At 65.9% G+C, this 26,737-nt stretch carries 24 protein-coding genes; 17 read left to right on the top strand and 7 right to left on the bottom strand.

Annotation, left to right across the window (positions count from 1 at the left end; genetic code table 11):
* The first annotated feature begins 52 nt into the window (after positions 1–52).
* Positions 53–568, top strand: a complete 516-nt coding sequence (locus LH19_RS22590) for a hypothetical protein (RefSeq protein ID WP_054731951.1) — start codon at positions 53–55, stop codon at positions 566–568.
* 117 nt (positions 569–685) lie between these two features.
* On the opposite strand, the gene ppc is transcribed toward LH19_RS22590, so the two are convergent.
* The gene (gene ppc, locus LH19_RS22585; RefSeq protein ID WP_054731950.1) at positions 686–3,364 is read right to left on the bottom strand and encodes a phosphoenolpyruvate carboxylase; all 2,679 of its coding nucleotides are present in this window, start codon (positions 3,362–3,364) and stop codon (positions 686–688) included.
* Positions 3,365–3,473: 109 nt separating this feature from the next.
* On the opposite strand from ppc, the gene LH19_RS28870 reads away from it, so the two are divergent.
* Positions 3,474–4,031, top strand: coding sequence for a hypothetical protein (locus LH19_RS28870; protein WP_145923574.1), 558 nt, complete (start codon positions 3,474–3,476; stop codon positions 4,029–4,031).
* Here LH19_RS28870 and LH19_RS22575 read toward each other — a convergent pair.
* Positions 4,028–4,444, bottom strand: coding sequence for a YbaY family lipoprotein (locus tag LH19_RS22575; RefSeq protein WP_054734155.1), 417 nt, complete (start codon positions 4,442–4,444; stop codon positions 4,028–4,030). The two genes, LH19_RS28870 and LH19_RS22575, sit on opposite strands and share 4 nt — an antisense overlap.
* Before the next feature lie 535 nt (positions 4,445–4,979).
* Between LH19_RS22575 and LH19_RS22570 the strand changes: the two genes are divergently transcribed.
* From LH19_RS22570 to LH19_RS22560, 3 genes are read left to right on the top strand one after another with little or no spacing between them, the layout of a single operon-like run.
* A complete protein-coding gene (locus LH19_RS22570) occupies positions 4,980–6,386 on the top strand; it encodes an alpha/beta hydrolase domain-containing protein (protein WP_062913011.1) in 1,407 nt (468 codons plus the stop codon).
* Between the two features lie 23 nt (positions 6,387–6,409).
* The gene (locus tag LH19_RS22565; RefSeq protein WP_145923572.1) at positions 6,410–7,825 is read left to right on the top strand and encodes an alpha/beta hydrolase domain-containing protein; all 1,416 of its coding nucleotides are present in this window, start codon (positions 6,410–6,412) and stop codon (positions 7,823–7,825) included.
* Positions 7,826–7,867: 42 nt separating this feature from the next.
* The gene (locus LH19_RS22560; protein WP_145923571.1) at positions 7,868–9,286 is read left to right on the top strand and encodes an alpha/beta hydrolase domain-containing protein; all 1,419 of its coding nucleotides are present in this window, start codon (positions 7,868–7,870) and stop codon (positions 9,284–9,286) included.
* Here the strand turns inward: LH19_RS22560 and LH19_RS22555 are convergent.
* Positions 9,283–9,876 (bottom strand): TetR/AcrR family transcriptional regulator, encoded by a 594-nt coding sequence (locus LH19_RS22555; RefSeq protein WP_158514473.1) that lies wholly within the window; start codon positions 9,874–9,876, stop codon positions 9,283–9,285. The genes LH19_RS22560 and LH19_RS22555 overlap by 4 nt on opposite strands.
* A 170-nt stretch (positions 9,877–10,046) precedes the next feature.
* Between LH19_RS22555 and LH19_RS22550 the strand changes: the two genes are divergently transcribed.
* From LH19_RS22550 to LH19_RS22535, 4 genes are read left to right on the top strand one after another with little or no spacing between them, the layout of a single operon-like run.
* Entirely contained in the window at positions 10,047–12,578 is a 2,532-nt protein-coding gene (locus LH19_RS22550) for a TonB-dependent receptor (RefSeq protein ID WP_054731944.1), read from the top strand.
* A gap of 46 nt (positions 12,579–12,624) precedes the next feature.
* Entirely contained in the window at positions 12,625–14,253 is a 1,629-nt protein-coding gene (locus tag LH19_RS22545) for a carboxylesterase/lipase family protein (RefSeq protein WP_082396055.1), read from the top strand.
* Positions 14,253–15,647 carry an MFS transporter gene (locus tag LH19_RS22540; RefSeq protein ID WP_054731942.1) on the top strand — a complete coding sequence of 465 codons (1,395 nt, stop codon included), beginning with the start codon at positions 14,253–14,255 and terminating at the stop codon, positions 15,645–15,647. Before LH19_RS22545 ends, LH19_RS22540 begins: the two co-directional genes overlap by 1 nt.
* A 32-nt stretch (positions 15,648–15,679) precedes the next feature.
* Positions 15,680–16,477 (top strand): phosphosulfolactate synthase, encoded by a 798-nt coding sequence (locus LH19_RS22535; RefSeq protein WP_158514472.1) that lies wholly within the window; start codon positions 15,680–15,682, stop codon positions 16,475–16,477.
* A gap of 212 nt (positions 16,478–16,689) precedes the next feature.
* On the opposite strand, the gene LH19_RS22530 is transcribed toward LH19_RS22535, so the two are convergent.
* Positions 16,690–17,256, bottom strand: a complete 567-nt coding sequence (locus tag LH19_RS22530; RefSeq protein ID WP_054589452.1) for an HNH endonuclease — start codon at positions 17,254–17,256, stop codon at positions 16,690–16,692.
* Positions 17,257–17,425: 169 nt separating this feature from the next.
* Here LH19_RS22530 and gluQRS point away from each other — a divergent pair, with 169 nt between their 5' ends.
* The 8 genes from gluQRS to LH19_RS22490 all read left to right on the top strand — a co-directional run bounded on the left by gluQRS (position 17,426) and on the right by LH19_RS22490 (position 24,363).
* Positions 17,426–18,289: a tRNA glutamyl-Q(34) synthetase GluQRS gene (gluQRS, locus tag LH19_RS22525; protein ID WP_054731940.1), complete on the top strand. Its 864-nt coding sequence runs from the start codon at positions 17,426–17,428 to the stop codon at positions 18,287–18,289.
* A 9-nt stretch (positions 18,290–18,298) separates the two neighbouring features.
* On the top strand, positions 18,299–18,523 hold the full coding sequence (locus LH19_RS22520; protein WP_054589450.1) for an HIG1 domain-containing protein: 225 nt from the start codon (positions 18,299–18,301) through the stop codon (positions 18,521–18,523).
* Positions 18,524–18,549: 26 nt separating this feature from the next.
* A complete protein-coding gene (locus LH19_RS22515) occupies positions 18,550–19,131 on the top strand; it encodes a cob(I)yrinic acid a,c-diamide adenosyltransferase (protein ID WP_054731939.1) in 582 nt (193 codons plus the stop codon).
* A 184-nt stretch (positions 19,132–19,315) separates the two neighbouring features.
* Positions 19,316–20,620, top strand: coding sequence for an ergothioneine biosynthesis protein EgtB (gene egtB / locus LH19_RS22510; RefSeq protein ID WP_054731938.1), 1,305 nt, complete (start codon positions 19,316–19,318; stop codon positions 20,618–20,620).
* 2 nt (positions 20,621–20,622) lie between these two features.
* Positions 20,623–21,609: an L-histidine N(alpha)-methyltransferase gene (egtD, locus tag LH19_RS22505; protein WP_054731937.1), complete on the top strand. Its 987-nt coding sequence runs from the start codon at positions 20,623–20,625 to the stop codon at positions 21,607–21,609.
* A 79-nt stretch (positions 21,610–21,688) separates the two neighbouring features.
* Positions 21,689–22,555, top strand: a complete 867-nt coding sequence (locus LH19_RS22500) for a 3-hydroxyacyl-CoA dehydrogenase NAD-binding domain-containing protein (RefSeq protein WP_054731936.1) — start codon at positions 21,689–21,691, stop codon at positions 22,553–22,555.
* A gap of 154 nt (positions 22,556–22,709) precedes the next feature.
* Positions 22,710–23,198: a hypothetical protein gene (locus LH19_RS22495; protein WP_054731935.1), complete on the top strand. Its 489-nt coding sequence runs from the start codon at positions 22,710–22,712 to the stop codon at positions 23,196–23,198.
* Between the two features lie 22 nt (positions 23,199–23,220).
* A complete protein-coding gene (locus LH19_RS22490; protein WP_054731934.1) occupies positions 23,221–24,363 on the top strand; it encodes an epoxide hydrolase family protein in 1,143 nt (380 codons plus the stop codon).
* A gap of 39 nt (positions 24,364–24,402) precedes the next feature.
* Here the strand turns inward: LH19_RS22490 and LH19_RS22485 are convergent, their stop codons facing one another.
* From LH19_RS22485 to LH19_RS22475, 3 genes are all read right to left on the bottom strand, one after another.
* A complete protein-coding gene (locus LH19_RS22485) occupies positions 24,403–24,720 on the bottom strand; it encodes an MliC family protein (protein ID WP_054589443.1) in 318 nt (105 codons plus the stop codon).
* A gap of 2 nt (positions 24,721–24,722) precedes the next feature.
* Positions 24,723–25,337, bottom strand: coding sequence for a beta/gamma crystallin-related protein (locus tag LH19_RS22480; RefSeq protein ID WP_082396052.1), 615 nt, complete (start codon positions 25,335–25,337; stop codon positions 24,723–24,725).
* Between the two features lie 80 nt (positions 25,338–25,417).
* Positions 25,418–26,659: a NupC/NupG family nucleoside CNT transporter gene (locus tag LH19_RS22475; RefSeq protein WP_054731932.1), complete on the bottom strand. Its 1,242-nt coding sequence runs from the start codon at positions 26,657–26,659 to the stop codon at positions 25,418–25,420.
* Positions 26,660–26,737 lie beyond the last annotated feature (78 nt).

Raw genomic sequence — 26,737 nt, 5'->3', positions numbered from 1 at the left:
CTCGTCCAATCCCAAGGTGTATTATTTAACTAATGCACCAAGGAGATGTGCCATGCGTTTCGCGTTCCTCATTCCGCCGATGATGCTCCTCGCCGCCTGCGGGCAGGGCGAGGACAAGCAGGACGGCCCCGAGATCAAGATCAACGCCGGCGGCGCCGACGGCGGCGTGCAGATCACCGCAGGCGAAGGCGGCGGCAAGCTCAAGATCGGCGGCGAAGGCGTCGATATCGACATGAAGATCCCCGATTTCGTCAACCTCGACGTCTCGGGCGATTTCGATATCGACGGGGTGAAGCTCTATCCCGGCAGCAATGTCACGACGGTCAATGTCGATGCGAACGATACGAACGGCGCGGGCAAGGCGACCGTCCAGCTCGGCTTCACCGCCCCCGCGGCCCCGGCGAAGGCGGCCGACTGGATGGCGGGCGAGTTCGCGAAGCAGGGCGTCAAGATCACCCGCTCGGGCGACGCGCTCGCGGGGACCGCCAAGGACGGCGACGATTTCACGATCAACTTCGCACCCGACGGGGCGAATACGAAGGGCGAAGTGCGGATCGTTTCGAAATAGGGCTTTGCTGCACGCCACCATAAAAACCCGTTCGCATCGAGCGAAGTCGAGATGCCCCTCGGCCTTGCGCTGTCCTGACGGGTGTCTCGACTTCGCTCGACACGAGCGGAGATAGCTCTACCCGCTGTTCCGGAGTGCCGTCGCGATCGCGTTGATCGTGAGCTGGATGCCCTCGCCGATCCGTTCGTCGGTCTCGCCGGCGCGGTGGCGCTTCATCAGCTCGATCTGAAGCAGGTTGAGCGGCTCGATATAGGGCAGGCGGAGGCGGATCGACGCCTCGAGCGCCGGGTTCTTTTCGAGCAATCGCGTCTGGCCGGTGATATCGAGCAGCCCGTCGTGCGCCCGGTTCCAGCCATCGCGGATGCGCCCGAAGATGGCGGCGTGCCCGTCGACATGCCCCGCGAGCTCGGCATAGCGCGCCGCGATCCCCATGTCCGATTTCGCGAGCACCATCTCCATATTGCCGAGCAGCGCCGCGAAGAAGGGCCAGCCCTGCGCCATATCGGCAAGCAGCGCCTTGTCGGCAAATCCGGCAAAGGCCTCGCCGGTGCCGTACCAGCCGGGCAGCATCGCGCGCGACTGCGCCCAGCTGAACACCCACGGGATGGCGCGCAGATCCTCGATCGCGTTGCTTTTGGTGCGGCTCGACGGGCGCGATCCGATCTTCAGCGTCGCGATTTCGGCGATCGGCGTCATCGCGCGGAAGAAGTCTTTGAACGCCGGCGTGTCATAGACGAGCCCGCGATAGGCGGCGAAGGCGCTGTCCGACAGCGCATCCATCGCGGCGGTAAAGCGCGCGGCATCGGCGTCGCTCGCCGCCTCGGGCTCAAGGCTGGCTAGCAGGCTCGCCGACACCATCGCCTCGAGGTTCGTCGCCGCGCTGTCGGCAGTGCCATATTTGGCGGCGATCACTTCGCCCTGTTCGGTGATGCGGATGCGCCCCTGCACCGTGCCCGCCGGCTGGGCGCGGATCGCCGCGAAGGCGCTGCCGCCGCCGCGCCCGACCGCGCCGCCGCGGCCGTGGAACAATTGCATCGCGGTGTCGGCTTCCTCGAACACCGGGGTCAGCGCCTGCGACGCCTGATGCAATCCCCAGGTCGAGGTCAGATAGCCGCCGTCCTTGTTCGAATCCGAATAGCCGATCATCACTTCCTGATGCCCGCGCACCCCGATCTGCGGGCCGATTTCGGGCATCGCGAAATAGCGCGCCATGATCGCCGGCGCGCGATCGAGGTCGGCGATCGTCTCGAACAAGGGCACGACCATCAGATTGGCCTTGCCCGCCGCAGCGCCGCTCCGCCAAAGCCCGGCTTCGCGCGCGAGCAGATGGACTTCGAGCAGGTCGGAGAGTTCCTGCGACATCGAAATGATCCACTGGCAGATCGCATCCTGCCCCAGCCGCTCGCGGATATCGGCGGCGGCGTGGACGATCGCGAGTTCGCCCGCCGTCTCGTCGCTCCACTTGTGCCACGGCGCGGCGAGCGGGCGGTCGCTCTGCAGCTCGGCGGTGAGCAGCGCGATACGCTCCTCCTCGCCCAGCGCCGTGTAATCGGCGCAGACGCCTGCGACCGCCAGCAGCTCGGCGAGCACGCGTTCGTGCACCGCGCTGTTCTGGCGCATGTCGAGCGTTGCGAGGTGAAATCCGAACACCTCGACCGCGCGGATCAGCCGCCCGAGCGCGCCGATGCCGATGAGCTGCCCCTCGCCGCTCGCCGCCAGCCCGTCGGCCAGCGTGACGAGATCGCGGCGGAAATCGCCCGGCGCGGCATAGGCTTCGCCCTTCAGCGCCGACGGGCGCGGCGGCGCCTTGCCGGCGATCGCCGCGTAAGTGGCGCAGACCCGCGCATAAATACCCGAGAGCGCGCGGCGATAGGGTTCGTCGCGGCGGCTCGGCGCGTCGTCGCCGCTCGCTTCGGCGAGCGCGCTGACGGCGCCCGGCACCGGCGCAAGGCTCGCCGACACCGACAGCTCGGCGCCGAGCGCATGCACCGCATCGGCATAATGGCCGAGCACCGCCGCGGCGTTGCGCGCCGTCGCCTGTTGCAGCGTGTCGGCGGTGACGAAGGGATTGCCGTCGCGGTCGCCGCCGATCCAGCTGCCGACGCGCAGGAAGGGCGCCGGGCGCTGGCCGAGTTCGGCCTCCCAGCGCGCATAGAGTTTGGGCACCACCGGCAGGAAGACGTCGCGCAAGTAGGTGAGCGCATTGTCGATCTCGTCGGCGACGAAGAGTTTCTCGGTGCGCAGCGGCCGCGTCTGCCAGAGGAGGACGATCTGCCGCCGGATCGCTTCTTCGACAACGTCGCCCTGCGGCGTCTCCACCGCGCCCGCGTCGCGCAGCAGCATCAGCTCGGCGATGCGGTTCTTGTGGTCGAGCATCGACTTGCGGCGCACCTCGGTCGGGTGCGCGGTGAGGACGGGGGCGATCAGCGACGCGCCGAGCAGTGCATGGACCGCATCGCCGTCGATCCCGTCGGCCTTGAGCTTCGCGAGCGCCGCGGCGACGGTCGCTTCGGGCTCGGCGGCGACCCCCTGCCGGTCTTCGGCAAGGTTGGCGAGCATCGAGAAGAGCATGAAACCGCGCACGAAGGCGATCGTGTCGTCGAGGCTCAGCGCGTCGAGCCCCGGGTCGATCGCCTCGGCCCCCGCGATACCGCGGTGGCGGTCGACGCTCGACGAGCGGATATATTCGGTCTGGCGGAACAATTTGTCGCCGCCATAGGCGCGGATGACGTCGCCGAGGATCCGCCCGAGATAGCGGATGTCGGGATTTTGCGAGATCTGGATAGGCGGGCCCATGGGCGCAGCTTGCTGCACTGCAACAGGCGCCGGGTCAAGCGGCGCATAGCTATGCCTTTGTTGCGTGTCTGTTAAAGCCATTGAAATGTCTTGGGCCGAGGGAAACGATATGAAGCAACGAAGTGCCATGGTTGCTGTGTGGACGGCGCTGCTGATCGCGGTCGGCATTGCGCTGTCGTTGTCGGCCATGAAGTCCGGCCGTACCGACTTCGAATCTCCGGTAGGTGAGGAACCAGGTCCCCGCGGGACAACCACTGCAATACGTCCATGGCCCGAAGCAACCGAAGTTCGATTGTTTGTCGAGGACGTATCTTATGACGAGCGCGCGCGGACCGGCGTCACGATGTCCAATCCCAAAGGCGTGGTATTAAACGCAGTTCAACGCGCCACGTTGGACAGATCGGTAACACTCTATCGTATGACGGCCAAAGAATATGCGAATGCCGTATCCGCCGCCTGCTTTATACCGCACCATTTCTTCCGCTACTATGACAAGAGCGGACGCCAACTCGGGGAATTGGCAGTTTGTTACTGCTGCGGCGGGGTGGATTTTTCCCCGGCCTTTCGGAATCTTCGCCGCAACGAGGAATGGCAATTCGACTTTGACGCGGTCGAGAAGATGCTCAAGGAAATGGGCGTGCCAACAGAAGTGAATTGCGACGCCTAATTTGTCTTCACCAGCATCAACGTCCCCATCGCGATTTCGGAGACGCCTTCGAAATCGACGCTGTTGCGGGTGTCGGTGATGAACATCAACTTGCCGTCCTCGCCGGTAATCCGCGCCGACACGGCATAGCTGTGCCGCGGGTCGATCTCGCGGCGGTCGAAACGGAGCAGGAAGTCGATCGGCACTTGCTGCCCGTCGGCGCCGAACGCCTGCCGTGCGATTGTCCGCGACGGCGCATCGGCAAGACTGACGTCGTCGAGCCGCACCTCGATCTGCGCCGTCGGCGGCAGCGCGATGCGTTCGCGATAGGCGATGCTGCCGCTCACCGTGAACGGCTGGTTCTCGGCCTCGCCGGTCGTGGTACACGCCGAAAGCGCGAGCGCGGAAAGCCCGAGGGTGAGCATGCGAACCATCTTCATTCTCCTTCGAGCGGTCTCTTGACGGGAGGCGGACGATTGTACCGTGGGTCACGGCGAGATGGAAGGCCGCTGACGGCCGGTCGGCGTCTTCTCAAGGAGGCCCCGGATATATCCGACGACCGTGTCTGCGGCTGCCGCCGAGTATCTTCGTCCAGTGATCGGGAAGAGCGTCGAGGCATTGTCGCGGCCCATGCCCGGGGAACTAGGACGATCATAAGACCGAGGCCGATCCATTCATGTATCCGGACCTAGATTTGGCGGATCTTCGATTTTGTCTCTGAGGCCATGACTCAGTGACGCGGCACCACGCGGTTTCTCGATCCCGCTTTCTGCTGCGCCCATGCGGTTATACGAACGTCGCAGCCTGGGGCGCGACGCTGCTCCTCGTCGCCGTCGGCAAATCCCCGCTCCGTCAGCATTCATTTACTTGCTTGATCACCAGCTAGTTTTTGTTAAGCTGAACCGGCGCGCGGAAACTGGAGAGAGCTTGATGTTGGGCCGTCGGCAACTGGGGAGTTATATCGTGGGGATGACGGCAACGATTGCCGCTGGCGGGGCCTGTACAGCCTGGGGGAAGGCGCTGGCCTCTGCGGTTCGCGTTGATGGGCCGGTGACCGGAGGGCAGCGGGGACAGATTTTTGGCGCGCATGCCGACGATCTCGCCGCGCACGGCTATGTCGAGGAAGAATATTTCATCGCGGGCACCGCCGATGCCTATGCGCCCGTCGGCACGCTCGGCCCCGATGGTGTATGGACTGTCGCGGCGGCAAAACAGGCGCCGTTCACGACGCGCGTGATCGTTCAGCGGCCAAGGGATGCTGCGAAGTTCAACGGCACCGTCATCTGCGAATGGACCAACGTGTCGGCGGGTTTCGAAATCTCGTCGGCGGTGAACCAGCAATTCTGGAAAGACGGTTATGCCTATGCCGCGATTTCGGCGCAGCGCATGGGCCTTGAGGGGACGAAGGAGCGGGCGCTCGGGCTCAAGCAGTGGGATCCGGAGCGTTATGGATCGCTCGAGATCGCCGGCGACAGCTTTTCTTACGACATCTTCTCGCAGGTTGCGCGGGCGCTCGGGCCGGATCGGGCGAGGGGCGGGGTCGACCCGATGGGCGGCTTGCCGGTCAAACGCCTCTTCGCGCTCGGCGAGTCGCAGTCGGCGGCGCGGCTCCTCTCTTATGTAAATGCCGTGCACCGGCTGGCCAACGTCTTCGACGCCTACATGATCGTCGTCGCGGTCGGCCGCTCGACCGAGTTCGACGACTTCATCTATGATCCCGCCAAGTCGCTCGACGAGAATAACAATATTCGCCGCTCGCGAACGGTGCAGACACGCGTGCGCACCGACCAGAAGGTGCCCGTGCTGGTCGTCAATTCCGAGACCGAGACGCCCTATTTTGTCGCGAGCCGCCAGCCCGACAGCGACTGGTATCGTTTCTGGGAGGTCGCCGGATCGACGCACGCCTCGGCGATCGGCGGAGGGCGGCGGCCCGACATTTCGGCGCGCGACGGCATCCCGAACATGGCGGCGCGCTGGCCGAAGATGGTCGACCTGTTTCCGGTCCTCGAAGCCGCCGCCGTTGGTCTCGACCGCTGGCTCTCGGGCGGTGCACCACTCGGGCGCTTCGACCGGATCGAGGTCGCAGGCGACAAGCCGGCGATCCAGACCGATGCGTTCGGCAATGCGAAGGGCGGCATCCGCATGCCCGAAATCGTCGCCCCGACGGTGAAATATATAACGCAGACGAACGATGCCGCGGGGCGGCTCGAACCCTTTGACGCCGCGACGCTGAAGGCGATCTATCCGGCCGATGCCGACTATGCCGCGCGCATCAGGGCGGCCGCCGACTGGGCGGTGGCGGCGGGGTTGATCCTGCCGCGGCATCGCGATGCTTACATCGCCAAATCGGCCGCGGGGCCGGTTCCCTATTATTGACGATCGGAGAGAAGACGATGCGGATGAGCAGGCGGAGTTTTGCTGCGACGGCGCTGGCCGGGGCAACGCTGGGTGCCATGGGGATCGGTGCCCACGCTGCGGAAGGGGCGGGGGCAATGCTCCGCCCGATGCCTGCCGCGGGACGCGGCAAGATCTTCGGGACGACGCTCGATGACCTCGCGGCGCTCGGTTATGTCGAGGGCGAGTATCTGCTGGAAGGCGAGGCCGGGCGCTATGCCGCGGCGGACGCCCTGACGCCCGACGGCAAATGGACGCTGGCCCCCGGCGAACGCCGGCCCTTTGCGACCCGGCTGTTCGTGCGCCGCCCGAAGGATCCCGGGAAGTTCAACGGCACCATCCTCGTCGAATGGCTCAACGTCAGCCTCGGTTTCGATGTGAGTTTTCTCGATGGAGCGGGCCTCTATGACGGCTTCGCCTATGTCGGTGTTACGTCCCAATTTGGCGGGGTGTTCGGCGAAGGTGACAAGCCACAGGGCCTCAAGAACTGGGATGCCGATCGTTATGCCGCGCTCGTCCATCCCGGCGACGACTGGTCGTACGACATCTTCACCCAGGCGGCGCGTGCGCTGCGCGCGAATGCGGCGCGCGGTCATCCGCTCCACGGCTACAGGGTGAGCAAGCTGATCGGCGCGGGCATCTCGCAATCGGGCAGCCGCATCCTCTCCTACGCGAACGGCGTGCAGCCGCTGGCGCGCGTCTATGACGCGCTGATGCCGATGCTCTGCGCCGGTGCCGCGGCGCCGTTCGAGGGCGGCGCCGCGCCCGGCGCCGCGGCGGCGGGCGCGCGTCCGCTGTTCACGCAGGTGCGGGCCGACCTCGGTATCCCGGCGATGCAGATGAACACCGAGTTCGAGGCGCCTTTCTTTCGCCCGAACCGCCAGTCCGACACGCCATCCTATCGCAGCTGGGAGGTTGCCGGGGCATCGCATGGCCCGGCCGAACTCTTGAAGATCATCCATGGCAAGGAGGATCGCGACGGCGTCGGCAGCCGCTGGCACGCCTTCGATGCGGCGAGCCATGTGTCGTGGCAACCGACCTCGGACGCGGCGATCCATCACGTCCACCGCTGGCTCGCCGGCGGTCCGCCCCCGCCCGCGCAGGCACCGATCGCCTTCGACGCCGACGGCAAGACGATCGCGCGCGACGGCCATGGCAATGCGCTTGGCGGCGTGCGCCTCCCCGAGCTCGAGGTGCCAATCGCAAGCTACAAGGGGCAGGGTACGAAGCATTTCCTCGCCGGCGAGACGCATCCGTTCGCGCCCGACGAGCTGAAGCGGCTCTACCCCGATCACAAGAGTTACGTCGATCGCGTCGCTGCTGCTGCGCAAGCCGCGCTCACGGCGGGCGTGATCCTGCCCGTGCGTGCTGAGGCCTATGTCGAGCAGGCGCGCGCCGCCGATATTCCGCCGACCCACTGACCCATCGGAGATGAAGACATGCTGTCACGCCGGGAATTTGCCATGACTGCGGCTGCCGCCGGAACCGTCGCGCTCGCCGCCACCTCCGCCGCGGCGAAAGCACCCGATACGACGAAGGTCGAAGGCCCGGTCACCGGCGGCAAGCGCGGGCATATCTATGGCGCCTTCTATGGCGACATGGCGGCGCATGGCTATGTCGAGGAGGAATATTTCGTTTCGGGCACGGCGCAGAGCTTCAAGCCGGTCGGCGAACTCGGCAAGGACGGCCGGTGGAAGGTAGTCGCCGACCAGCGCGCGCCTTACAAGACTCGCGTCATCGTCCATCGGCCCAAGGACCCCGCGAAGTTCAATGGCGTGGTGATGGCTGAATGGACCAATGTCTCGACCTTCAGCGACCTGTCGAACGCGGTGAACGAGAGCTTCTGGCAGAGCGGCTATGTCTACGTCGCGATCTCGGCGCAAAAGGTCGGGATCGACGGGCTCGACACGCTGCCGACCGCGGGGCTCAAACATTGGGACGGCGACCGCTATGGCAGTCTCGTCCATCCGGGCGATGCCTTCTCCTACGATATCTTCACGCAGGTCGCCCAAGCCCTGGTGTCGGCGAAGGGGCGGAGCGGTCCCGATCCGCTCGCCGGGCTGAAGGCGAAGCATGTGATCGCGACGGGCGAATCGCAGTCGGCGGCGCGGCTCGCGACCTATATCAACGCGGTCCATCCGCTCGCGAATTTCTTCGCGGCCTTCATTCCCTGCGTGCTTGTCGGCGGCGGCAGCGAGCTGACGAATCCTCAGATCATTCCGGGCGAAAGCGCGGCCGACTACAACAAGCGCTTCTTCGCGCGGATCGTCGAAACGACGATCCGCGACGATCTCGACGTGCCGGTGCTGATCATGCTGTCGGAGACCGAGGCGCGCATGCACCGTGTGCCGCCGCAGCCCGACGCGGCGAAGCTGCGTTTGTGGGAGCTGGCGGGCACCGTCCATGGATCGGCGTGCGACACCGGCTATCGTGCGAGCGTGGCGGAGCGCGACGGGATCAAGGATTCGGTCGGCGGCTCAGACCAGCGAATGGTGCGCTTCATGCCGACGATGGCGGCGGCGGGGTTGGCGCTCGTGCGGTGGAAGGAAGGCGGCGCACCGCTCGCGCGGCATCCGCGCCTGCTGCGCGGCGCGACGCTTCGCGACATCGTCACCGACGTCCAGGGCAATGCGCTGGGCGGCGTGCGCCTGCCTGAAGTCGAAGCGCCCACGGCGGTGTTCGATACCAAGAGCTCGCCCGCGCGGGGCGGCCGGACCCCGCTGCCCGAGGATGTGCTGCGCCGTCTCTATCCCGACGACGAGGCCTACGCGAACGCCGTCCGCGCCGCGGTCGACGATGCGCTGCTCGGCGACCTCATCTTGCCCTACCGTGCCGAGGAGTATCTGGCCGAAGCGAAGAAGGGGCCGGTCGCGGCGGGCTAGGGCTTCAACCGTTCGGCGACCTGCGTCAGATAGCCGTCGAGGATGCTGACGAGGTCGAGCGCGGGATCGGTGAAATGGACCAGCGCCGAGCCGCGACGGAACAGCAGCAGCGCCTGCGCCTCGACCTCGACGTCGATGTCGCTGCGCACGTCGCCGCGCGCGATCGCCTCGCGCAGGCTGTCGGCGATGCGCGAGACGGTGGCCTGGTTGTAGCGCGCCATGATCTTCGCGAGTTCGGGGTCGAACATCGCGCCGAGGAACAGCGCATAGAGGGCGCGCGTGCGATAGGAATCGACGCCTTCGGCCGCCAGCGCGCGGCCCCAGCGCGCGCGCATCGATTCGATGCCGGGTTCGGCGTCGGGATCGGTGATCGCCGCGAGCGAGTCGCGCGTGATATGCTCGACCACGCGCGCCAGCAGCGCTTCCTTGGTCTCGTAATAATGGCCCGGCAGGCTGCGGCTATAGCCGGCCTCGTGCCCGACCTCTGCAAGGGTAAAGCCGTTCGCACCCTTTTCGGCGATCAGCTTGACGGCCGCGGCGAGCAGTCGGCTCTCGGACTCCTGCCGCCGTTCTTCCTGTGTGCGCCGCACTTCGCCCCCTGATTGCTTGGCCTGAAAGCGCATTCCTATGCCGTTCGCCAGAACCCCGCAACCCTCTGACTGGCTGACCAGCAAATACTTGCTTGACAACCAGCCAGTAAATTGCAAATTCAAAAATTGACAGATAATCAATTCGCGAAAAAAGCGGAGGAGGGAGAGCAATGACCGGGATTTATCATCTTTCGTGCGGGGGGCGGAAGCTGCGCACCGCGCTGCTGGCAGCGGCCAGCATGGCGGCGCTGTCTCCGGCGGCGGCGTGGGCCCAGGATGGGCAGGCGGCGCCTGCTGCCGAGTCGGCCGACAGCGACGACGCGATCATCGTCACCGCACGTCGCCGCGACGAATCGATTCTGGAAACGCCGATTGCCGTCAGTGTTGCGAGCGGGGAGGATCTTCGCAGCAACGATGTGACCTTTGCGCCGGATCTCGTCAAAATGACCCCGGGGCTGACCGCGCAAATGGGTTCGTCGGGCTCACTGGGCCTGTCGCGCCGCACGTCGCGTTTCGCCATTCGCGGTCAGGGCGGCGGCACCGGCGTCGTCACCTATTTCGCCGAGGTGCCGAGCTTCGGGCTCGAATCGAATTTCTTCGACCTCGACAATGTCCAGGTCATCAAGGGGCCGGTCGGCACGCTGTTCGGCCGCGTCACGACGGGCGGCGCCGTCCTCTTCTCGCCGACAAGGCCGGGTGACGAATTCGCGGGTTTCGTCGACCTCAAGATCGGCGAATATGGTCGCCGCGACGTCGAATTTGCCGTCGGTGGCCCGCTGATCGACAATGTTCTGGGGCTGCGCGTGTCGGGGCAACTCCTCAAGAGCAACGGCTTTTCCTCCAACCGCTATAACGGTGGACATCTCGACGGCCGCGACGGCCAGTCGTTCCGCGCCATCCTCGAATTCACGCCGACCGACAGCATCACGAACACGACGATCGCGGCCGTCGACTATATCGAGGATCCGGTCCGGTCAGGCATCCCGACCATCGCGCGACCGTTCAGCGCTGTCGTCAACCTCGGGCCGTTCGGGACCATCCAGCGCGGCAATCTGCAGCGGATCGCGCCTGCGCTGGCAAAGCTCAACAACATCACCTGCCCCGGCGGGGTCTGTCCGACCTGGCTGGAACTCGCGCAGGGCGCCGTCGACGATCAGAAGGGGCGGTCGGTCTATGACGTCAACGAAAACAACGTCACTTTCCCCAGCGTCAACCAGCGGCAGATCGGCCTTATCAATACCACCGAATTCCGGGTGGTGGATTTCCTGACCCTCAAGAATATCTTCAGTTACCAGTCGAACAAGCGGCGCGGCAACAGCGCCCAGAATGTCGACAGCCTGTATCTGCCGATGCTCGAACTGGTCGACTCCCCGGGGCATGGCGCGCGGTCGCTGACCGAGGAAATCCAGGCGCAGGCAAGCCTGCTCGACGACCGCCTCGATATTACCGCAGGCTTCTTCTACGAAAAGAACTGGTCGCCCTATTATCAGCAAAGCGCGGTGCTTCTTTATGGCGGCTATCTTGGCCAGGCGAGCAACGCCGTCGCCTGTTCGCTGGCGGGAACGGTGGCGGAGCCCGGCGCCGACGGAAATTTCTACTGCTATTCGGGCGCGCGCATTTCGCTCGGCAAGAGCCGGGCGAGCGATCGCGCCGTCTATACGCAGGCGACGTTCGACGTCACCGACAAGCTGTCGCTGACCGCCGGCTATCGCTACACATGGAGCAAGCGCTCGGCCGCGCAAGCCAGCTACTCTTCGCTCTCGATCGCGAACTCGGGGCTCCCGACGCAAATGGTGCAGATCAACGGCGCGGCGCCGTTTCTCATCGCCGGCGACATCAAGTCGATCCCGGGCGAAACCTTCCAGACGCTCAAATTCGGCGAGGGCACCTGGTCGTTCGCGGCGCAATATCAGCTCAATCCCGACTTCATGGTCTATGCGACCACCCGCCGCGGCTACAATCCGGGGGGCTTCAACGGCGCCAATGCACCGGCGGGGTTCGGGGAATATGGCGCGGAAATCGTCACCGATTATGAAATCGGCACGAAATACAGCTGGCGCAGCGGGCCGCTGCGCGGGCTGGTCTCGTTCGACGTCTATCGCGACAATTTCGACAATGCCCAGCGCAACGTCACCCAGCCGGTCAATGGGAATCCGGTCGCCTATATCGCCAACGTCGCCAAGATCCGCATCCAGGGCTTCGATCTCGACGCGAAGGTCAATTACGACTGGTTCAGCCTCGGCGGCTTCGTGACGCTGACCGATGCGAAATATCTCGAATATCCGAACACCGGGCAGTTCGAGGCGTTTCCGGTTCCGTTCGACCTCACGACCTTCCGCCCCGCCAATGTTTCGAAATGGCTGTGGGGCATCCGGCCGCGGATCGATTTCGGCAAGATGATCGATGGCGCCCCCGACATCTCGCTGTCGGGCAATATCTATCATCGCGGCAGCTTTTCTTCGAGCGAGCCGAATGTCGGGGTCGAAGCGCAGCGGCAGATCGATGGCTTCACCACCGCCGATATCCGGCTCGACTGGGCGAATATCAACGACAGCGGGCTCAGCGCCGCCTTCGCCGTGACCAATTTGTTCGACTTCAACGGCAAGGTGGGCGGCAACGAACTGCGCGGCACCAACGGGATCAACATCGACGTGTTCTCGCCGCCGCGGCAGTTCTACTTTGAGCTCAATTACGCATTCTGACGGACAAGTTGCGGCAACCTGGCGGTGCCGCGAAGGGGAAGGGCCGATGACAGACAGGTCAACATTGCCATGGGTTCTTCCCCTCATCCGCCGCCGTTTCCTTGCGGGCGCGGCGGGCATGGCGGCGATCGGGGTGGCGAACGGGGCAATGGGCAGCGATATCGGCATCGTCGAAACCACCTCGGGCAAGGTGCGCGGCACCAGCGACGGCGGCGTCCGCATCTTCAAGGGCATCCCCTATGGCGAGCCGACTGGCGGTGCGGCGCGCTTCCTGCCGCCCAAGCCGTATCGGGCACGCAGCGCAGTGATCGACGCGGCGAATTATGGACCGGGCTGCCCGCAGCTCGGCGCGCGCGGCGCCACCGGCGGCGAGGATTGCCTTGTCCTCAACATCTGGGCCCCGGCCACCGACGCCGCGAAGCGCCCGGTGATGGTCTATCTCCACGGCGGCGGCTTCCGCACCGGATCGGGGTCGGGGGCGTCGAGCGACGGCACGCATCTCGCGCGGACCGAGGATGTCGTCGTTGTCTCGCTCAACCACCGCATCGGGCCGCTCGGCTATCTCTATCTCGGCGATATCCTCGGCGGCGACTATGCCGTGGGCAACGCCGGCAATCTCGACCTGATCCTCGCGCTGCAATGGGTACGGGACAATATCGCGGCGTTCGGCGGCGATCCCGGATGCGTCACCATCTATGGCGTCTCGGGCGGCGGCAAGAAGATCAGCCACCTGCTTGCGATGCCTGCGGCGAAGGGCTTGTTCCACCGCGCCATCGTGATGAGCGGCGCGCTCTCGACCGCGATCGAGCGGCCGGCTGCGACCGCCTATACGGAGCGTCTGCTTGCAAAGCTTGGCCTCGACCACTCCCGTGCACGCGAACTTCTGACCATGCCCGCCGCACCGATCCTCGAAGCCGTCGCGGCGCTGTCGAAGGCGGGACAGGACCCTGAGGGCGGTTATGGCGGCGGCGGCGGCCCGCAGCCGCTCGTCGACGGCGTGACCCTGCTCCAGCACCCCGGTGCCGCGGTCGCGGCGGGCGCGTCCGGGGCGATCCCCGTCATGATCGGCAGCACGCTCGACGAACCGATCGCCGGCTATCAGGGGCCCGAGGGCCTGAAGCAGCTAGAAGCGATGAGCGCTGCCGAGGTGCATGCGCGCCTCGCCGACGGCCCCTTCGTCAAGCTCGGCGACCGCACCGACACGATCCTCGCGCATTACAGGAAGGTCTGGCCCGACCTTTCGCCCGGCGCGCTCATGGTGCGCGTCGAAACTGCGGGCAGCTGGCGCTATCTTTCGAACAAGCTCGCCGATGCCAAGGCGTCGGCGAAGGCGGCGCCGACCTTCGTCTATGTGATGACCTATGCCGGCGGCACGACCGACGGGCCGCGCGGCGCGGGGCACGCGACCGACGTCCCGCTCGTCATGGGCAATTATGCCAATCTCACCGAGATGAGCCGCACCCCATGGTTCGCGGACTCGCCGCACGTTGCGGAGATGAGCCGGATCATGGGCCGCACCTGGGCCAGTTTCGCGCGCCACGGCAAACCCGACAACGCGCTGCTGCCGCGCTGGCCTGCCTATACCGCGAAAAAGCGCGAGACCATGCTGCTCGATGTGAAGGCGCACGTCGTCGACAACCCGTTCCACGACCGCGAAGCGATGGGAGCCGCCTGATGGCCAGCACGACCGTGCCCGAGATCGCGCCCGCCGCCGCCGCACCCGCGCGGCTCGATCGTCCGGGCCTTGCCTGGGCGCTGTTCGAGGGCGGGCGTATCCCTTATGTCGTGATGCTCGGCGTCGTCTTCATGCCCTATTTCGCCAAGACGGTCGTCGGTGACGCGGTCGCGGGGCAGGCCGAGGTCGCGAACTTCGCGAAATATGCGGGCTTTGCCGCCGCCTGCACGGCGCCCCTGCTCGGCGCGCTGCTCGATCAGCGCGGGCGGCGCAAGCCGTGGATCGTCGCCTTCATGGCCATCCTCGTCGGGGTTGTCGCCGCGCTCTGGTTCGCCGAGCCGGGCGGTGCCGGGCTGCCGATCGCCGTGATCGTGACGCTGCTGGTGTTCGGCAAGCTCTTCTACACCTATACCGAGATGCTCCATAATTCGCTTCTCGCCGTCGCGGCGTCGGGCGGGTCGATGGCACGGCTCTCGGGCCTCTCGATCACGATCGGCTCGTCGAGCGGTTTCCTGTTCCTCATCTTCATCCTGCTCGCGCTCGTGCGGCCGGAGGCGCCGCTGTTCGGGCTCGACACCGAAAGCTTCCAGCATCTGCGTATCGTCCCCATCATGGCTGCGCTGCTGCTCGTCGCGGCCAGCGTGCCGCTCCTGCTCTATGCGCGCGACTATCCGCCGACGAACAAAAGCTGGAGCGCGTCGTTTGGCGGCGCTTTCGCCTATCTCGGCGGGCTCGCGCGGCATCTGAAAGCGCGGCCCAATGCGGCGAAATTCCTGCTCGCGCGGATGATCTATGCCGACGGTATCACCGCCATCTCGATCTTCACCGGGGTGCTCGCAGGCGGGGTGATGGGGTGGAGCGCGACCGAGCTGCTGCTGCTCGGCATCGGGCAGCTCGCGGCCGCTGCGACCGGCGCCTTCTTCCTCGCGCGGCTCGATATGCGCATCGGGTCGAAGCGGACGTTGCAGATCATGCTCAGCGGCATGATCGTCGCGCTGCTCGTCATCGTCGGCACATCTCCAGATACGATCTTCTTCGTGCGGCTCGATGGCGGCCCGCTCGCTTGGGACGGGCCGGTGTTCGCGCGGGTCACCGACATCGTCTTCCTCGCGTTGCTGCTCACGATGACCGGGCTGACCTCCGGCACCACCGCGTCGAGCCGTGCGCTGCTCGCATCATTGAGCCCCGCCAGCGAGGCGGGGGCCTATTTCGGCCTCTATGCGATGGCCGGCACCGTCACCGCCTGGCTCGCGCCGCTCGCGATCGGCTGGGCGACCGCAGCCACCCAATCCCAACAAGCCGGTTTCGTGCCGGTGATCGTCCTGCTGGCCATCGGGCTGGCGCTGCTGTCGACGGTGAAGCCGTCGGCGGCGCCTGAGAAAGAAAATCAATGAATATCGAGCGCCCGCTTCAGGAGCAGAAAAGCATGACCGACGCAACGGAGCGTGCGTTCAGCGACATCGTGCCGATCATAGAACCGAAGCCCAAGCCTCGGACGGTCGGGCTCACCGAAATCCGCTCGCCCGCCTATTCGCTCTCCCAGCTCACGGGGATCGTCGAGGGACTGGGCGATTTTATCGACAGCGTCAAATGGACCTGCGGTACCCAGCGCCTGCTCAGCCGCGACACCGTCAAGGAAATCAACGCCTATCTCCACGCCAATGCGATCGAGGTATCGACCGGCGGGCTGATCGAAACGGTGTTGCCGCTCGGCGAAGTCGCGGTGCATCGCTATCTCGAACAGTCGAAGGAGCTGGGCTTCGACATCGTCGAACTATCGTCGGCGCTCGTTTCGATCTCGGTGCAGGACAAGGTCAATCTGGTGAAGGCGGTCAACGCGCTCGGGATGAAGGCCAAGCCCGAGATCACCGGATGGAGCCCCGGCGACCGCGGCAAGATCAGCGCCGACAAGATGATCCGCGAGTGCGAGGCAATGGTCGAGGCGGGCGCCTGGAAGATCATGATCGAGGAAGACGGCCTCTTCTCGAGCGGCAACAGCGCGAACGACGAACGCGACTGGAACCGCGACGCCGTGTGGCGCATCGCCTCGCGCATCCCCGAAGACATGCTCTATTGGGAAGCGAGTTCGGTGACGATCATCCGCTGGCTGCTGGGCAGCTTCGGCCCGGACGTCAACATTTTCGCGGGCGCCGAGGATCTGGGCTATATCGCGGCCTTCCGTGCGGGCACTTTCGCGATGAACATCGCGGCGTTTAACGGCTGACCGCTTCCAGAAGCCCTTTTCGGGTTCAGGCGCATCGAGGGCGAACACGCGGTCAAAGCTGCGAGCCTGTGTCGCGTTATTCCACGTCCTTACGGCTCGGCGGTGGTCGATGTCGGCTTGCGTGGATTCTCGCAGAAAAGCTGCCCGTCTGCTTTCGGCCAGAAGGGGACATAAAGCGGTCGCAGCCTTCACGACTGCTCGGCCGGAACGCGTCAGCCTTCGAGTTCGACGTCCCAGTACAGCCAGTCGATCCAGCTCGTGTGCAGATAATTGGGCGGGAAGGCGCGGCCATTGTCCTGCAGCTGCCAGCTCGTCGGGCGCCAGGGCTGGCGATAGAGCGGCATATGCGCCTGTTTGGGCGTCCGCCCGCCCTTCTTGAGGTTGCACGGCGCGCAGGCGGTGGTGACATTTTCCCACGTCGTGCGCCCGCCCAGCCGGCGCGGCACGACATGGTCGAAAGTCAGGTCCTTGCCCGACCCGCAATATTGGCACGCGAAGCGGTCGCGCAGGAACAGGTTGAAGCGCGTGAACGCCGGATGCTCCGACGGCTTCACATATTGGCGCAGCGCAATGACGCTCGGGATCGCCATCGTCCGCGTCGGCGAATGGATCTCGCGCTCGTAATTTTCGACGATGGTGACGCGGTCGAGGAACACCGCCTTCACCGCGGTCTGCCAGGGCCAGAGGCTCAGGGGATAGTAGCTGAGCGGCGTATAATCGGCGTTGAGGACGAGGGCCGGACAGCTATCGGGATGCCGGGCAAGATCGGGATGGAACATGGCTTGGTAACGCTGCCCCCTATGTTCGCGGGATGGCGCGCCACTGCCGTTCCTGCATGACACCATCATTACATGCCGCATCAGATTCTGACGTCAAGGGGGCTTGTGCCCGCAAGATATGGATCGATTGCCTTTGACTCGGCACAGCATATGGATTCATGACGCGGCGATGCTGACGCGTTTCGCCCCCAGCCCGACCGGCGATCTCCACCTCGGCCACGCCTATAGCGCGGCGCTTGCGCACCACGCCGCACGCGCCGCCGGCGGGCAATTCCGCATCCGCATCGACGATATCGACGGCAGCCGCTCGCGCGAGGATTATGTCGCCGCGTCGCTCGCCGATCTCGCCTGGCTCGGGATCGATCACGACGGCGAAGCGGTGCGCCAGTCGGCACGGCTCGGCACCTATGCGGCGGCGCTGGACGACCTCGGCAGCCGCGGCCTCGTCTATCCCTGTTTCTGCACGCGCGCCGACATCGCCGCGAGCCTCGCCGCGCCGCACGGGTCGCCGAACGGCTCGGCCGGTGCGATCTATCCCGGCACCTGCCGTCACCTCGACGCGGCGACGCGCGACCGCCGGATGGCCACGGAGCCGCATTGCTGGCGCCTCGACATGGCGGCCGCCGCCGCGCTCGCGGGCGACCTCGACTGGGAGGAAGCGGGACAGGGCAGGCGCGCCGCCGACAGCCAGGCGCACGGCGATATCGTTCTCGCGCGCAAGGATGCGCCGGCGAGCTATCATCTCGCGAGCACGCTCGACGATGCCGCCATGGGGGTGACGCACGTCATCCGCGGCGCCGACCTGATTGCCTCGACCGACGTCCACCGGCTGCTGCAGGCGCTGCTTGGCCTGCCGACGCCGCTCTATCGCCACCACGCGCTTGTTTGCGGCCCCGACGGGCGGCGCCTCGCCAAGCGCGACGCGGCTGCGTCGCTCGCGGCTTTTCGCGATGCGGGCATCGACGGCCCGGCGCTCGCCGCCGATTTGCGCGCCGGACGGCTTCCCACTGGTTATTCGCTGCAAATGCCCTAAATAGGGGGCATGGAACTCCTGCTTGTCCTTGGCGTCGTGGTCGCCGCCGGCTTCGTCCTTTTCTCGCTCGCGCGCGGTCTCTTCTATTTCTCGCAGGGACATCGCGCCCAGATCGACGGCACGGTGCGCGAGAATCAGGTGATGCAGAACAAGATGATGATGGCGCGCGTGAAGTGGCAGGCGATCACCATCGTGCTGCTCATTCTGATCGGTGCCTTCGCCGCCGGCAGCTAGGGCTTCGCCGCCGCTAGGCAGATAAGATGGTCAAGCTCAACAAGATCTATACGCGCACCGGCGACGACGGCACGACGGGCCTCGTCGATGGCTCGCGCATCGCCAAGTCGGCGCCGCTGATGGCGGCGATCGGCGACGTCGACGAAGCGAACAGCGCGATCGGGATCGCCGCCGCCGCGCTCGACGGCGCGAGCGACGAGGCGGCGATGCTCTCGCGCATCCAGAACGAGCTGTTCGACCTCGGCGCCGACCTTGCGACCCCGCCCGACATCCAGTTCGGTTTCGGCCCGCACGAGATGGCACTGCGCATCGTGCCCAGCCAAATCGCCCGGCTCGAGGACGAGATCGACGGCATGAACGACGGGCTCGACGCGCTCAAAAGCTTCATCCTGCCCGGCGGCACCGAAGCGGCGGCGCGGCTCCACCTCGCGCGCGCGGTGACGCGCCGCGCCGAACGCGCCGCGGTCGCCGCGAACGGAGAGCGCGACCTCAACCCGCTCGCGCTCACCTATCTCAATCGCCTGTCGGACCATCTTTTCGTCCTCACCCGCCACCTCAATGCCGCGGCGGGCGGCGACATCCTCTGGAAACCCGGCGCAACGCGCTGATCCTGAAACTTCGTCACCCCGGACTTGATCCGGGGTCCACTAAAACGCCGGAAGAACGGATGCCGGATCAAGTCCGGCATGACGAGGTCGAGAATGTTCCCTTAATGTTCTAGACAATCTGTTCTGGCGCCATCATATTCCTCCCCTCGCGAAACCGAATCGCGCTTCGGGGGATTGTCTCGATATGGCCAGCCAGAACGACGCTTTGCCCCTGACCACCGGCACCGACGCGATGATGGCGCTGACCAGCCGCTTCGCTACGACGCGGCGCCTGTCGCTCGATCTGGTGCGGACGCTTTCGGATGCTGACGCCAGCGCGCAGTCGATGCCCGATGCGTCGCCCGCCAAATGGCATCTCGCGCACACCACGTGGTTCTTCGAAACCTTTGTGCTGCGCGATCACCTTCCCGGCTACCGCCTGTTCGACAGCCGCTACCCCTATCTCTTCAACAGCTATTACGAGGCCGAAGGTCCACGCCACGCCCGCCCGCAGCGCGGCCTGCTGACCCGTCCGTCGCTCGACGAAATCTGCATCTGGCGCGCGCATGTCGACGCAGCGCTGCAAAGCGCGCTCCCTGCCCTGCCACTTGCCGCGCAGCGGCTCGTCACGCTCGGCATCCACCACGAACAGCAGCATCAGGAACTACTGCTCACCGATGTGAAGCACCTCTTCGCGCAGAACCCGCTCGGTCCTGCGGTGTGGGAAAAAGACCCAATCGCGAATGAAGTTGCGCAGATTTCCGCGGCTTCGGCCGATGCCGGCCCGATGCGCTGGATCAAGGGCGCCGAGGGCGTCGTGCAGATCGGCCATGCGGGTGAAGATTTTGCGTTCGACTGTGAAATTCCGCAGTTTTCCGCACTTCTTAACCCGCATGCGCTCGCCAGCCGGCCGGTGAGCAACGACGAGTGGCAGCAGTTCATCGACGACGGCGGCTATCACACGCCGTCGCTGTGGCTCAGCGACGGCTGGGGGTGGGTGCAGGGCGAAGATATCGACGCGCCCGCCTATTGGGACGGCGGGCGCCAGTTCACCCTGTCGGGGTGGCAGGACATCGATCCCGCCGCGCCGGTAACCCATATCAGCCTTTACGAGGCCGACGCCTTCGCGACATGGGCGGGCGCGCGGCTGCCGACCGAGATCGAATGGGAGGCCGCGGCGGCGGTGCTCGATCCCGCGTCGGGCCAGCAACTCGACCGCGCGGGGCCGGTCCAGCCGGCAGGCGGTACGAGCGACGGCGACACCGATCTGCAACAGATGTTCGGCAGCGTGTGGGAATGGACCGGCAGCGCCTATCGCCCCTATCCCGGCTTTCGCGCCGCGCCCGGCGCAGTTGGCGAATATAATGGCAAGTTCATGAGCGGGCAGTTCGTGCTGCGCGGCGGCAGCTGCGCGACGCCGCGCGGCCATTGCCGTGCCAGCTATCGCAATTTCTTCTACCCCCACCAGCGCTGGCAATTCACCGGCGTGCGCTTGGCCAAGGATATTTAGCTATGGGCGTTGTGCGTCAACTTCGGCAGATTTCCGCCGATAATGCGGGGATCGATATCGCCTTTCGCTCCGACGTCCACGCGGGCCTCGCGCAGCGGCAAAAGGCGATCCCGGCGCGCTGGTTCTACGACGCGACCGGTTCGGCGCTGTTCGAGGATATCACCGCGCTTCCCGAATATTATCCGACGCGCAGCGAAACCGGCCTGCTGCGCCGCCATGCCGCCGCGATGGCGACGGCGATCGGGCCCGGCCGCGCGGTGGTCGAGCTCGGGTCGGGCAGCTCGACCAAGACGCCGTTGCTGCTCGCCGCGATCGAACCCGCCGCTTATGTCCCGGTCGATATCTCGGGCGACTTCCTCCGCGACAGCGCGCTCGCGCTCGCGGCGCGCTTTCCGGGGCTGCCGGTCTATCCGGTCGAGGCCGATTTCACCCAGCGCGTCGCGCTACCGCGCGAGATTTGTCCGCTGCCCAAGCTCGGCTTCTTTCCGGGCTCGACGATCGGCAACATGGTTGCGCGCACCGCGATCGACCTGCTCCGCAACTGGCGCGAGGCGCTCGGCGATGAATCGCTGCTGCTGATCGGGATCGACCGGATCAAGGATATCGGCACGTTGGAACGTGCCTATGACGATCCGGCCGGGGTGACCGCGGCATTCAACCTCAATCTGCTCGAACGCATCAACCGCGAACTCGGCGGCACCATCCCGGTCGAGAATTTCTCGCATCGCGCGATCTGGGACGATGTCCATGCGCGGATCGAAATGCATCTTGTCGCCGCGTGCGACATGGATTTCACCGTCGACGGCCAGCGCTATCATATGGCGAAGGGGGAGACGATCCACAGCGAGAACAGCCATAAATATGGCCCGCGCGACGCGAACCTGCTGCTTCGCGCCGGCGGCTGGACCCCGCTGGCGACATGGGACGACGCCGATCCTGCCTTCGCGCTGATCCTTGCGGCCGCGACCGAGTTCCGCTCGGCCCCCTGACGGTCCCCTCGACGCTGACACTTGACGCTTCTGGCCGAAGCCGTAGGGGCACGGGCAGGATATAGCGAAAGGGCAGCATATGATCGTCGGCGTCATCGGGGCAGGGCAAATGGGCGCGGGCATCGCGCAGGTTTCGGCAGGCGCCGGGCACGATGTGCTGCTGTCCGACATCGACATGTCGCGCGCCGAAGCCGGCAAGGCCGGCATCGCCAAGGCGCTCGGCCGCCTCGTCGCCAAGGAAAAGATGACGCAGGCCGATGCCGACGCCCTGCTTGGCCGCATCACGCCGGTCGCCGATCACAGCGCCTTCGCCCCCGCCGACCTCGTGATCGAGGCAGCGACCGAGCGCGAGGAAATCAAGCGCGCGATCTTCGCCAGCGTCGGTCCGCATCTGTCGGCCACCGCGATCCTCGCGACCAACACCAGCTCGATTCCGATCACCCGCCTCGCGCAGGCGGCGCACGACCCCGCGCGCTTCATCGGCGTTCATTTCTTCAATCCGGTCCCGGTGATGGGCCTGATCGAACTGATCCGCGGCCTCGCCACCAGCGATGCGACGCTGGTGGCGGTCGAGGCGTTCGGGCGTGGGCTCGGCAAGGAAATCGTCCATGCCAACGACGCGCCGGGCTTCATCGTCAACCGCGTGCTGATGCCGCTGATCAACGAGGCGGTCTTTGCCTTGGGCGAAGGCGTTGCGTCGATGCAGGACATCGACACCGGCTGCCGCCTCGGCCTCAACCATCCGATGGGGCCGATCACGCTCGCCGACTTCATCGGCCTCGACACCTGCCTCGAGATCATCCGCGTGCTGTACAGCGGCACCGGCGACCCGAAATTCCGTCCCGCGCCGCTGCTCGTCAAATATGTCGAGGCGGGCTGGGTCGGCAAAAAGGCCGGGCGCGGCTTCTACGACTGGACGGGGCCGGAGCCCGTGCCGACGCGGTGACGGAAAGCGGGCGCGCGCGCCGCCCGGCATTTATGGCTGGACGATCACTGTGTCATTGCACAGAGTGGCGGCGGTCGGCGATTGAACGGAGCCGAAACGGCCGGCGGGCGTTTGCAAGACAAGGCGTCCTCCGGCGCCGCAAGGGGAGCCGATCATGCACCGCAAAATTGCCTTCACGCTTTCGTTGCTTGTCGTAACATCCGCCGCGCCGCTTTATGCGCAACAGGGGTCACCCGAGGAATCGACGGTCAAGAAAACCGCCGATTCGGTGACCGAACCCTTCGACGGCAAGGAAGTCCCCGAAAAGCTGCTGGCGATCCAGGACGATCCCTATTCGCTCGCCGGGCTCGGCAAATGCGCCGCGATCATCCGCGAAGTGACCGAACTCAACGAAGTGCTCGGCCCCGACGTCAACGAGCAGGTCGACAAGAGCCTCGGCAAGAAGCGCGAGGAAACCGCCGGCCGCGTCGCGGGCAATGTGGCGGGATCGATCATCCCGTTCGGCGGGCTGATCGGCGAGGTCACCGGCGCCAATGCCGAACGCCGCCGCTATGCCTTTGCGGTCTATGCCGGGACGGTGCGCCGCGGCTTCCTGAAAGGCATCGGCCTGCAGCGCGGCTGCAAGGCGCCGGCGCGGCCCTGAACACCGCAAAAGGGGGAAGGTGATGAACGTCGAACATATCCGCCCGTTCCGCGTCGAGGTGCCGCAGGACGCGCTCGACGATCTTCGCGACCGGCTGGCGCGCACCCGCTGGCCCGAGAAGGAAACGGTCGACGACTGGGATCAGGGCATCCCGCTCGCCTATGCCCGCGAACTCGCCACCTACTGGCGCGACGAATATGACTGGCGGCGGATCGAGGCTCGGCTCAACACCTGGCCCAACTTTCTGGCCGCGGTCGACGGGCTCGATATCCATTTCCTCCATATCCGCTCGGACAACCCCGCCGCGCGGCCGCTGGTGCTGACGCATGGCTGGCCGGGGTCGGTCCTCGAATTTCTCGATGTCATCGAACCGCTGTCGGCCGACTATCATCTCGTCATCCCGTCGCTTCCCGGCTTCGGCTTCTCGGGCAAGCCGGTGCGGCCGGGCTGGGATGTCGAGCATATCGCCGCCGCGTGGGACGCGCTGATGCGGGCGCTCGGCTATGACCGCTATTTCGCGCAGGGCGGCGACTGGGGCAGCGCGGTGACCTCGGCGATCGGCATGCACCACGCGGGTCACTGCGCGGGCATCCACGTCAACATGGTCACCGGCGCGCCGCCGCCCGATCTGATGAACGACCTCAGCGACGAAGAGAAGCTCTATCTCGCGCGCTTCGGCTGGTATCAGTCCAAGGACAATGGCTATTCGACGCAGCAGGCGACGCGGCCGCAGACGATCGGCTATGCGCTCACCGATTCCCCGGCCGGGCAGATGGCGTGGATCGCCGAGAAATTCCACGGCTGGACCGATTGCGGGCATCAGCCCGGCGGCCAGTCGATCGGCGGCCATCCCGAACAGGCGGTGTCGAAGGATGCGATGCTCGACACGATCAGCCTCTATTGGCTGACCGCCAGCGCCGCCTCGTCGGCGCGGCTCTATTGGCACAGCTTCCGCCGGTTCGCGGCGGGCGAGATCGACGTGCCGACCGGTTGCAGCCTGTTCCCGAACGAGATCATGCGCCTGTCGCGGCGCTGGGCCGAACGGCGATACCGCAACATCGTCTATTGGAACGAAGCGGCTCGCGGCGGCCATTTCGCCGCGTGGGAACAGCCCGACCTGTTCGTGGCCGAAGTCCGCGCAGCCTTTGCACAGATGGATCTTTGAAAGGGCCGCCGGCCTTTACCGGCGGCCCATCCCCCTTTTTCAGAGCGGACGCATCGCGACGCGGCAGCTTTCGGGCGCCGAGCGCAGCGCGGTATTCCATGTCACGCTGTTGCCGGTGCGGTGCAGCCGGGCGCCGCTCTTGTTCTCGTAGATCTGGCCCATATTTGCCGGCGTCGACCGCAGGGTCATCGTCTGACGTCCGTTGACGCGGACGATCGCGGCATTGGGCAGATAGTTGACCACCAGCCGCGTTCCGCGGTCGCAATCATAGGATGTTCCGGTACGGGCCGGGGTGGAGGCGCAGGCCGCCAGCATGAGCGTGGCGGCGGCGAGGGCGAGGGGGGCGGAGCGGCGCATCGTCAATAGCCCGAGCGGACGCACAGCACGTCGGCCAGATAAACGCGGTTGGCGACCGTCTCCATATGCTCGCGCGCCGAGCCGTTCCAGCCCACCGAGCGGCACCAGGTGTCGGCGGTGCGCGCGGCGCAATTGGCGGTCGACGACCCGTTGGCGCAGGCGAGGACGCGGTAACCGCCGGTGCCGGGCTGGGTATGGAATTCGGCGAAATTGCCGCGCACGACCTGATCGTTCGCGGGCGGGTTCGGGTTCCAGCCGCCACCCCCCGACCCGACCGGGCGGATCGACTGGATGGTCAGCCCGCGCAGGACGTTGCCGAGCATCGGCGTGTCGCGCTCGACCGTCCGGCAGGTACCGCGATAGCGCGTTTTTTCGCATAATTCCCAGCGGCCGCTGGCGACGCGGATCGAATTGACCGGCCACGCGAGGCCGAGGTTGGACTTCGCCTCGCCGATGAACACCGCGGGGCCGCGGTAGGCGGCATCGCGATAGATGGTGGCTTCGGGCGGCCGGTACCGCCGTTCGTCGGGGGTCTGCGCCGTGCTGGTGGTCAGCATGCCGCTCCCGGCGATCAGGGCAATTCCTGCCGCCGCTTTCCATGGGAATGAAAGTCGCATCACCGCAAAACCTTTCCCTGCCAAAGGTCACTGCTGGTCCCGGGCAAGGCTACGTCACACCGGCCCGATTTGCAATCCGGCTACATCAGCCCGAGCATCAGTCCTGCCAGCGCCGCGGACATCAGGTTCGACAGGCTGCCCGCGAGCAGCGCCTTCAGTCCCAGCCGCGCGATCATCGGGCGCTGGTTCGGCGCGAGTCCGCCGGTGACCGCCATCTGGATCGCGATGCTCGAGAAATTGGCAAAGCCGCACAGCGCAAAGGTCGCGATCGCGACCGAGATCGCCGACAAATCGCCCTGCACCTTGCCGAGATCGATGAAGGCGACGAATTCGTTGAGCACGACCTTGGTCCCGAACAACCCGCCCGCCGCGGCGCTTTCATCCCATGGGACCCCCATCAGCCACATGACGGGGCGAAAGATCGCGCCGATCACCGCCTGGAACGACAGGTCGGGATAGCCGAACCAGCCGCCGATGCCCGCGAGCAGCCCGTTGGCGAGGGCGACCAGCGCGACGAAGGCGAGCACCATTGCGCCGACCGCGACCGCTAGCTTGACCCCGGTCTGTGCGCCCTGCGCCGCCGCCATGATGATGTTCGCCGGGCGCTCCTCGTCGTGGCTCGCCTCGGGCATGATCACCGGTTCGATGCCGATATCTTTCGGATCGTCGGGCATCATGATCTTTGCCATCAAGATGCCGCCCGGTGCCGACATGAAGCTTGCTGCGAGCAGATAGGGCAGCAATTGCTCGCCGATCATGCTGGCGTAAGCGCCGAGGATCGTCCCCGCGACCCCCGCCATGCCGACGGTCATCACGGTGAACAGTTGCGACGGCGTCAGCCCCGCCAGATAGGGACGGATGACGAGCGGGCTTTCGCTCTGGCCGACGAAAATATTCGCCGCGGCGCCGAGGCTTTCGACCTTGGTGATGCCGGTGATCTTCTGGATCGCGCCGCCGACCCATTTGATCACCAGCTGCATGATGCCGAGATAATAGAGGATCGAGATCAGCGAGGCGAAGAAGATGATGACGGGCAGCGCCGCGATCGCAAAGCTGTTGGCGCCGATTTCGGGCGACGCGAGCGGCCCGAAGATGAAATCGGTCCCCGCCTTGGCATAGCCGAGCAGGTTCGACACGCCGCTCGACATCGCCTGGATGATCGCGCGGCCCCACGGCGTTCCGATCACCAGCAGCGCGAAACCGGCCTGCAGCAGAAAGGCGGGCACGACGACGCGCAGGCGGATCCAGCGGCGATTCGACGAAAACAGCAGCGCGATCGCCAGCAGTGCGACGATGCCGAGCAATCCGATAAACCGTTCCATAATCCGCTGCGTCCCCGCCAAGATGATGCCGCCTGTCTAACGGGCTTTGGCGGCGGGGCAAGGAAATCGCGGCGGGGC

This window comes from Sphingopyxis macrogoltabida (assembly GCF_001314325.1).
GTDB lineage: Bacteria > Pseudomonadota > Alphaproteobacteria > Sphingomonadales > Sphingomonadaceae > Sphingopyxis > Sphingopyxis macrogoltabida.
This window is presented reverse-complemented; position numbering and strand designations above follow the sequence as displayed.